We start from the raw sequence: 8,366 nt of genomic DNA, 5'->3' as shown, positions 1-8,366 counted from the left end.
GGGATGGGAACAACACAAGTGGGTAGTCTTGTCTATATTACCACCTAAGAGGCATTTGAGTATTCTCTTTCTCTTACTGGGGAATTTTCGCTTGATTTTTTTGAGGAACTTTCTTTTGATCTTGACACTGTAGCCGCAATGGTTGCAGGTGTTGGAGCGGGATTAGCCTATAAAGAACTGAACAGTGCAAGCAATCATAGTGTTGCATTGGCTAAAACATTCTCATCGATAGACGATATTGTGAAAGATGCTAAAGTAATCATAAAGGGTAAAGTACCCAAAGAATATCGAAAAGAAGTTGTAGGTGAAATCGTTTTTCATGTTTATGATGTTCAGGTTATCAAGTTGTATAACAACCTCACCGATCAAGAGATTAAAGAAGGGGAAACTGTCGAGATGTACCGCCTCGTCGGTGTAGAAAGCAAGGATGGTAAAGATATGGCGAATATTGTTGCACCTAAATATCAATCCCTCCACGAAGGAGAATACCTCTTATTTCTTAACGGACAATTCGACGATAATCTAAATAAATTAATTCTTATACCCAACACGCCAAATCAGCTATTTAAAGCGGAAAAATCCAGTAGGTTGGCCTCCTGGAAATCAAATAACACTGAATTTGAAAATATCACAGAGGACGATGCTCTTCCTTCAATAAACGAGGCAGATCTATTGGATGCAATTGATTCACTAAAGTAATTCTTTCTAGGCACTTCTTCATGAAGTGCCTTCAGCTTGTAGTCAAAGTCCGTACATGGGTGATCTGACCCGCTCGCTCTCGTGACGACCAGCAAAGAAGCTGGCAGGGTCCGCTTCAAAACGCGACGCGGGCAAGGGGAAACATCTGGGTAGTTCGACGAAGTGAGACTTGTGCCCCCTGTTTTTCCCCGCGTCTTTCGTTCGTTTTTCTGCTGAGCAGGTAGTCAAAGGAGCTCGCTTGGCCCATCACTCCATGTACGTTTTCTCCACCTTCGGTTTATCAATGTGCAGGTCTTTCCGACCGGAAACGGTTTCCAGGCAGAACTCAATGATTAAAAGTACAGTTTGACAGGCAAGCGAATACTTGCCTGTTTTTTTAGAAAAAACCATCCCATATAAAAAACAGGCGTCTGTTTGCCTACAGACGCCTGTTTTTTCGGCAACAAAAAAGCTGCCGGACGTACCCGACAGCGCGCAGCTTCGTTTTGAACATAATCGCTTTCGTCGTGTGCTATTTCATCATTTTGCCCATCCGGTACGCAGCCTCCATGATCGGACGGGCAAATTCGCGCATTTTTTCCGGCGTCAACCGGTTGGATGGCCCGGACGCGGCAATGGCTGCCACCAATTTGCCGTTGCGGTTAAATATCGGGGCAGCTACGGCGGCGGCCCCCAATTCCCGTTCCTCCACGCTGGTGGCAAACCCCTGCGCCCGAATCTGCTCCAACTGCTCCAGGTACGCCTCCCGCTCGATCGAGTCCGGCCAGTTGGGATCGTTCAGCACGGCCTGGAGCACCTCCGGCTCGGCGTACGCCACCAGCACCTTGCTGGACGCGCCCACGAAAAGCGGCATGCGTGCTCCAATGGGCGCCACCCGGCGGATCGGCTGGTTGCTCTGCACCGCCTGGATGCGAATCCGCTCGTTGCCGTCCCGCACGTACAGACTGATGGTCTCGCCCACCAGGTCGCGCAAACGCTCCATCTCCGGCAGCAGAACGGTGGCAGGGTCATCCGAATGGGTCAAATTGGCCGAAAGCTCCCAGATCCGAAAGCCGAGCCGGTATTTCTCCGTCTGTGCGTCGCGGATCAGGAAGCCTTTGTTTTCCAGGGTCGCCAGCAGCCGATGCACCGTACTTTTATGCAGGGAAAGGCGGCTCGCGATCTCGCTGAGGCCCAGATCAGTCGAATCCGTGAAACAGAGCAGGATGTCCAGCGCACGCTCCACCGCCCGCACGTTCGTTTTTGCCTCTTCCATCTGTTCTCACCCGCTTTCATGTTGGAATGTCACCGATCGTTTCACTAGATGAAATATGGTTCTACTCTTCAGTATAGAAAAAAGGCGGACACACGTAAAGCGAAAAAAAAAGCGCCGTTTCAGGCAGTAAAACGATGGACGGCCGCATCGTTCCTGCAGGGGCCCCGCCACACTGCCCCCAACAGCAAAAGGCAGCCGCCTTGAAAGCGGCTGCCTCAGACTGAAGACAAACGGTTCATTGAATAAGTGTCCATAAGAAAATGATTTCCAGGCCGGAAGGCCTGCCCATTCATCAACCGAAGCGGAAGACAATGTGCATCGCATGGAGGGATGGGCCAAGCGAGCTCCTTTGACGACCGACTCAGCGGAAAAACGAAGACGCGGGGACCAACAGGGGACACAAGTCTCACTTCATCGAAACACCCAGATGTTTGTCCCCTGCCCGCGTCTCGTTTTGGAGCGGACTTCATCCGCTTCTGTGCTGGACGTCAAGCGAGCGAGCGGGCCCGATCTCCCATGCGCCGCGAACTTTGTCTACACGCTGAGGCAGCCGCCTTGAAAGCGGCTGCCTGTGTATGTCCATCGGTACGGGAATGTCTGGCGCTTGTTAGAAATCGAAATTGTCGGGGTCGGGACCGAACCGCTTGTTTTGGTTCAGCGCGCTGATCCGCTCCATGTCTTCGCTGCTCAGCGTAAAATCGAATACGTCCGCGTTTTGACGGATGCGCTCCGGCGTGACCGATTTCGGGATGATAACCACGCCGTTTTGCAAATGCCAGCGCAGGACGACCTGTGCGGGCGTCTTGCTGTACTTCTCACTCAGTTCTGTCAGCAGCGGCAGGTCCAGATTGCCTTTCATCAACGGGCTCCACGCTTCCAGCTGGATGCCGTTTTCCTTGCAGTATGCGCGCAGTTCCCGCTGGGTCAGAAGCGGATGGCACTCCACCTGGTTTACGGCCGGCACGATCTCGCTCACCTTGCGCAGCTCCTCCAGATGGTGCACCTGGAAGTTGCTTACGCCGATCGCCCGCACGTATCCTTCACGATAGAGCTTCTCCAACGCCTTCCACGTCTCCAGATACTTTTCCTTGACCGGCCAGTGCACCAGATAAAGATCGAGGTATTCCAGGCGGAGCTTTTTCATGCTCTCGTTAAACGCCTTCAATGTCGTCTCGTACCCCTGATCAGCATTCCACACCTTAGTCGTGATGAACAGCTGATCGCGGGCGATGCCACTGTCCTTGATCGCTGTGCCGACGCCGGTCTCGTTTTCGTAGATGGCCGCCGTGTCAATGCTGCGGTAGCCCACTTCGATGGCGGTGCGAACCGCCCGCTGCACTTCTTCCCCTTCTTTTGCCTTGTAGACGCCCAGACCCAGCCACGGCATGCTGACTCCGTTGTTCAATACAGTGCTGTCTCCGATATGCGTTGCCATTTGGATCTCCTCCCGTCTTTTCCAATATGTATAAGCGTATATAGTGTAACACAACCATACTTCCAAAAAAAGGCGGTAACTGTTTGGAACCCGCTTTATCCGGAGATGGGCGACCTCACCGGATGCCTTCCCTTTCATCAGTACAACCGCTTTGTATAGCTCTCCTGCAGCGCTTCCTCCACTTGCTTGCCGGTAGTAATCCCTGGGGCGTTCATGTTAATGTGGTCGGCCAGCACCTGGGCCATGGCCGGCAGCTGCTCCCTGTCCAGCCACGCTTCCGGCTGCCAGAGGCCAGAGCGCTTGAACGCCTTGGCACAGTGGACGAAGCACTCCTCCACCCGCACCCCGATGCCAACGGCCGGCACTTTGCCGTTTACCGCCATCCGGCTCAGAATGTCGGCGTCCCGGATGACGCAGGCCCGGCAGCGTCTCTTCCAGACCCGGGATGAGAAAGATCACCCCTACCCGGGGATTGGACAGGATGTTGCGCATCGAGTCCATCCGCCGGTTGCCGGGTCGTTCGGGAATGACCAGGTGAAAGTCATCCAGCACGTGCACAAAGCCCGGCCCGTCCCCGCGCGGCGAGGCGTCGCAGTTTCCGGCGGCGTCTGCCGTGGCCAGCACGAGAAACGGCGATTTGGCAATAAACGCACGGCAGTGCCCGTCCAGGCGGTCTATCGCCTTGCGCCGGACCAGTTCCCTCGGTTCGCCCAACAGTTCACGCAGCTCCGCCTCGGCGGTCACCACGTCCTTAAAGATCGTCTTGTTATCCATCCTGTACACCTCCAGCTCAACTTTTCCATGCTGCTTTCGACTACCACACAAAATCGTCCAACGTTTGCGTCAATGACACGTGGGACATGGGACGCGAAATCCCCCGCACATCACGCTGCTCATCACGCGAAGCGGGTATCGGAGTCTGCCGGTCTGGGACAGGCTGTCATGTATCCCCTGACTTCCAGCAATACTTTCCCTGTGCTTTGTCTGCTCTCCACCCACTCGTGGGCTTTGGCCGCTTCTTCCAGCGGAAACCGCCTCCCGATCCTGATGCGCAGACGCCCGTCGGCCAGAAGGCGAAACACCTGCTCCGCCGTATCATGCAAGAGATGGGGACGCATTTTCCGGGTCGTGCCGAAGCTGAATCCGAGCACGGAGCGGCAGCTTGCGTGCAAGTCTTTTGTCGCAAACGTCCCGACGGCCCCGCCTGCATTTCCGAAGTGAACCAGCCTGCCGTACGGAGCGAGGCAGGTCATGCTTTTTTCCGAGACCCATCCGGAAATCGAATCCAGGATGACATTGGCCCCTTCCCCGTTTGTGAGCTGGTTTACCTTTTCCGCAAAGTCTTCCCGCTCGTAGCAGATGACGTGATCCGCACCGGCTTCCAGAGCGGCCGCCGCTTTTGCCTCGCTGCCGACCGTCCCGATGACGAGGCCAGCGCCCAGAATTTTGGCCAACTGGATCGCCGTCGTGCCAATGCCGCCTGCCGCGGCATGGATCAGGACCGTTTCGCCCGGTTCCAGTCTGGCCACATCGGCGAGCAGTTTGTAGGATGTGAAGGAAACGACCGGACAGGCCGCTGCCGTATCCACATCCACCTCGTCGGGGAGTGCAAAGGTGAGCTGTTCGTCCGCGACCGCATACTCCGCGTACGATCCGTGCTGCGGAAACGCAATCACGCGCTGGCCCACCTTGACGCGCTTTACGTCGGCCCCCACCCGCTCGACAATTCCGACCGCATCCAGGCCGGGAATGAACGGGAGCGTGCCTGTCCCCTTTTTCCCGTACCTCGATTTAATATCAGCAAAATTTACGCTGGTTTTTTCGACACGAATTAATACTTGTCCAGAATGGATCTCCGGCAATTCCACGTCCGTGTAGATCATCGTTTCCGGTCCGCCAAACTGCGTGACCACGATCGCTTTCATCCCTTCATTCCCCCCACCGGCCGTTTTTCTATTTATTTCTTCAGGGCTTCCATGTTCGTTTCGTCCAGTCAGCTGCGGGCAGCTGCTTCCGGCTGGGACGTACCCGTGCCCCCTTCGTCACGAAACTGGCGAATGGTCTCAAGCAGTTTCCGCATCGAACTGGACAAAATCGCGTCGCGTCGGCGAATGAACACCGTGGAGACGCGGCCAAACTCGTGCGGAATGGAATGACAGCGGATGCGTCCCGCCTCCTCCAGGTGAGCAACAGCTGCCCTGGGCACGAGCGAGACCCCCAATCCGGAGGCGGCCATGGCCAAAATCGTCTCCAGCGTGCCAAACTCCATGATCCGCGACGGTGTAATCCCTTCCGCCGCGAGCCACTGCACCAGCCGGGCCCGATAGCCGCAGCCGGAGCGAAACACGAGCAGCGGTCTGGATTTGCATTCGTCAAGTGTATGGGAAGCACCGTCGCCGCTCGCGATCAGGACCAGCTCTTCTTCCGTCAACAGCTCCTGGGCAATCTCCGGATGCTCGATCGGTCCGCTGACAAACGCGCCGTCCAGCTCATAGGCCAGCACATCGTTCACCAGGTGTTCCGTCACCCCGGTTACCAGCGACAGATCGACGCGCGGATACCGACCGCAGTAGACAGACAGGATCGCCGGCAAGCCGGAGACCGTCTCGACAGAGCCGATCAACAGCGGGCCGGACGGATTCTCCTCGTCCTGAAACGCCTTTTCCATCTCGTCCATCATCGCCAAAATCTTCTGCGCGTAAGAAAGCAGCTTTCTGCCCTCGGGATTCAGCGTCACCCCTCGCGAATGCCGATAAAACAAGGGCGTTCCCAGCTTTCGCTCCATATGCTGAATGCGCGCCGTCACGTTGGACTGCACGTAATTAAGCGCCCGGGCCGCCCGGCTGACGCTGCCGTGTTGAGCGACGGTTTGAAAAATGCGCAGATCACTCAGTTCCACGCCGCTCCTCCCCCTTCCTCTCTCTTCCACTCTGGTATCAATCATAATGATGAGTACAATCATTTTCAATCGTTTTACATGATAAAAATTCCGGAATATGATGGAGATCGTGAATGAGTCAAAGCAATGGAAAGGCAGGCAATCACAGCAACATGAATACCAACCACATTCTCAAAGGGGCATTTTTGTGCCTGATCGCGAGCGTCGCATGGGGAGCAATGTTTCCCGTGGCCGAAAGCGCGTTTGCTCATCTCGATCCGTTTTTCTTTTCCGTCATCCGCTACTCCGCCGTCTCCGTCATCCTGTTGGTCCTCTTGTGGCTGAAGGAAGGCGGGCGGGCGCTTCGCTTTGACGGCCGCGGCGCATCGCTCTGGTTTTTCGGCACGATGGCGTTTACCGTCTACAACCTGTTAATCTTTTGGGGCCAAAACCAATTGGGCACGTCGGGCGTGATTCTCGCTTCGGTGATGGAAGCGCTGATGCCGATGATTTCGGTGCTGGTGCTGTGGATCTGGAGCCGGAAGCAGCCGGCGCCGTTTACTGTCGGCTGCATCGCGGTGGCCCTGGTCGGCTGCTTTCTGGTGATTACCAAAGGGGATTTGCACGCATTTCTCCTGGGAACCGACCGGCTGTTTCCGGTTCTCGTGATTTTTGTCGGCGTCCTGGGCTGGGTCATCTACACGATTGGCGGCAATGTTTTCGCCGAGTGGTCCGTACTCCGCTACTCCACACTGAGCTGCGTGCTGGGCACCGCCACTTCGCTTGCAATCGTTCTCGTGCTGTCTGCTTTCGGCATGTTGTCCGTCCCTGCGCTGCCGTCGATCTGGTCGGCCGGCCCCGAGCTTGGCTTCATGATCCTGGTCGCCGGCGTGCTGGCACTGGTCAGTTGGAATGCGGGCGTGAAGCTGTTGACGCCAATCAACGGCATCCTGTTTATCAACTTCGTGCCCGTCACCACCTTTGTCATCTCCGTGATGCAGGGGTACCGCCTCACCCTGTTTGATGTGGGGGGAACGCTCCTGATCATCGCGGCGCTGATCGCCAACAACCTTTATCAGCGCAGACAGCTCAAGCTGTCCGCCGCGGCCGCCCGCGCAACCTCATAAAAAATCGTTCGCTGCATTGGGCAGCACCATCCTCGTCCGTGCAGCAAAAAAGACCACCTGACGTCAAGGTGGTCTTTTCAATATCTATTTGTTGATGCTGTTCAATACATCGTTCCATTGTGATTCATGGTCTTTGGAGATGACACTTCCCTGTCTAGTCGTCAGCCGGAAATCCTTTTCTCCCTTCAAGAACACCAGGTATTCCTTGCCTACCTCCACATCAGCCGGCAAATTGATGATGGCACTGTCCTGATCGAGCTCTCCTTTGTACGCTTGCAAAATGTCTGCCGTAACGGTCTTTACATACTCGTTTTCATGCACGACTTCCACAGGCATGACATGAAGCACAAAATCGGACTGATCTATCAATTCTTCCGTACTGCTCGCCTTCTCTACGATGTGAACGTTCTTTTTCGTCAGCCGCTTTGCCTCCGGAGAATTTTGAATGTAGGTCACCATGTCGTCTTTCTTTCTGTTCATCACAATGTTTTCATTGCCACGTAATTGATTCTTGTCGATTTCAATGATCGTCTCCTCTCCGATCGGCGTATAGACAGGCCGGGGATACAGCTCATGTTCCCAGTATTCCAGAAACAACAAATACTCTTTCCCTTTTTTCAACGCATCTTTCGCTTCATACACATCAATTGACTTCGCGTTTACATTCCCTTTCAATTCCGTTTTCACAGCGACAGTGTATCGGTAGGTGTTGGTGCTGCTGAATTTCGCTTCATCCACTACTTCGCCAATCACGACATGGTCAGAAGCCTTTACGGCATCGTCTACGTTTGTTATTGCTGTCACGGTTTCTCCTTCCCTGCTGGTAATGTGCAAAGAAGCATCACGATGATCCGGCGTGCAACCCGTGATTACAAGCAGGGACAGGGTGGCCATTGTGAAAACTTTCTTCAGCTGTTTCACAATAAAATCCTCCAATCTTGACAGGATTATGTGATCGCGCCCGCCACTCGT

Annotated in this window: 7 protein-coding genes and 1 pseudogene; 2 read left to right on the top strand and 6 right to left on the bottom strand. The window is 54.8% G+C overall.

Annotated elements, in window-relative coordinates:
- Positions 1-138: 138 nt before the first annotated feature.
- Entirely contained in the window at positions 139-699 is a 561-nt protein-coding gene (locus tag ETC00_RS18065; RefSeq protein WP_171567515.1) for a hypothetical protein, read from the top strand.
- A 511-nt stretch (positions 700-1,210) separates the two neighbouring features.
- On the opposite strand, the gene ETC00_RS18060 is transcribed toward ETC00_RS18065, so the two are convergent.
- The 5 genes and pseudogenes from ETC00_RS18060 to ETC00_RS18040 all read right to left on the bottom strand — a co-directional run bounded on the left by ETC00_RS18060 (position 1,211) and on the right by ETC00_RS18040 (position 6,288).
- Complete coding sequence (locus ETC00_RS18060) at positions 1,211-1,954, bottom strand: IclR family transcriptional regulator (protein ID WP_171567514.1); 744 nt, start codon at positions 1,952-1,954, stop codon at positions 1,211-1,213.
- Between the two features lie 607 nt (positions 1,955-2,561).
- The gene (locus ETC00_RS18055; protein ID WP_171567513.1) at positions 2,562-3,389 is read right to left on the bottom strand and encodes an aldo/keto reductase; all 828 of its coding nucleotides are present in this window, start codon (positions 3,387-3,389) and stop codon (positions 2,562-2,564) included.
- Positions 3,390-3,526: 137 nt separating this feature from the next.
- A pseudogene (locus ETC00_RS18050) lies at positions 3,527-4,163 on the bottom strand (pyridoxamine 5'-phosphate oxidase family protein).
- Positions 4,164-4,285: 122 nt separating this feature from the next.
- Positions 4,286-5,314: a quinone oxidoreductase family protein gene (locus tag ETC00_RS18045; RefSeq protein WP_171567512.1), complete on the bottom strand. Its 1,029-nt coding sequence runs from the start codon at positions 5,312-5,314 to the stop codon at positions 4,286-4,288.
- 68 nt (positions 5,315-5,382) lie between these two features.
- Positions 5,383-6,288, bottom strand: coding sequence for a LysR family transcriptional regulator (locus ETC00_RS18040; protein WP_171567511.1), 906 nt, complete (start codon positions 6,286-6,288; stop codon positions 5,383-5,385).
- A gap of 152 nt (positions 6,289-6,440) precedes the next feature.
- Between ETC00_RS18040 and ETC00_RS18035 the strand changes: the two genes are divergently transcribed.
- Positions 6,441-7,394 (top strand): DMT family transporter, encoded by a 954-nt coding sequence (locus ETC00_RS18035; RefSeq protein WP_171567518.1) that lies wholly within the window; start codon positions 6,441-6,443, stop codon positions 7,392-7,394.
- Positions 7,395-7,478: 84 nt separating this feature from the next.
- Here ETC00_RS18035 and ETC00_RS18030 read toward each other — a convergent pair whose 3' ends face one another.
- Positions 7,479-8,198, bottom strand: coding sequence for a hypothetical protein (locus ETC00_RS18030; protein WP_171567510.1), 720 nt, complete (start codon positions 8,196-8,198; stop codon positions 7,479-7,481).
- Positions 8,199-8,366: the final 168 nt, after the last annotated feature.

It is taken from the genome of Brevibacillus sp. MCWH, assembly GCF_013096935.1.
In the GTDB taxonomy this organism is placed as follows: Bacteria; Bacillota; Bacilli; order Brevibacillales; family Brevibacillaceae; genus Brevibacillus; species Brevibacillus aydinogluensis.
This window is presented reverse-complemented; position numbering and strand designations above follow the sequence as displayed.

Excerpts from the sequence above, each read along its gene's own strand:
- ETC00_RS18055 (WP_171567513.1), bottom strand. The coding sequence starts at position 3,389 with ATGGCAACGCATATCGGAGACAGCACTGTATTGAACAACGGAGTCAGC.
- ETC00_RS18035 (WP_171567518.1), top strand. The coding sequence starts at position 6,441 with ATGAATACCAACCACATTCTCAAAGGGGCATTTTTGTGCCTGATCGCG.
- ETC00_RS18045 (WP_171567512.1), bottom strand. The coding sequence starts at position 5,314 with ATGAAAGCGATCGTGGTCACGCAGTTTGGCGGACCGGAAACGATGATC.
- ETC00_RS18065 (WP_171567515.1), top strand. The coding sequence starts at position 139 with ATGGTTGCAGGTGTTGGAGCGGGATTAGCCTATAAAGAACTGAACAGT.
- ETC00_RS18060 (WP_171567514.1), bottom strand. The coding sequence starts at position 1,954 with ATGGAAGAGGCAAAAACGAACGTGCGGGCGGTGGAGCGTGCGCTGGAC.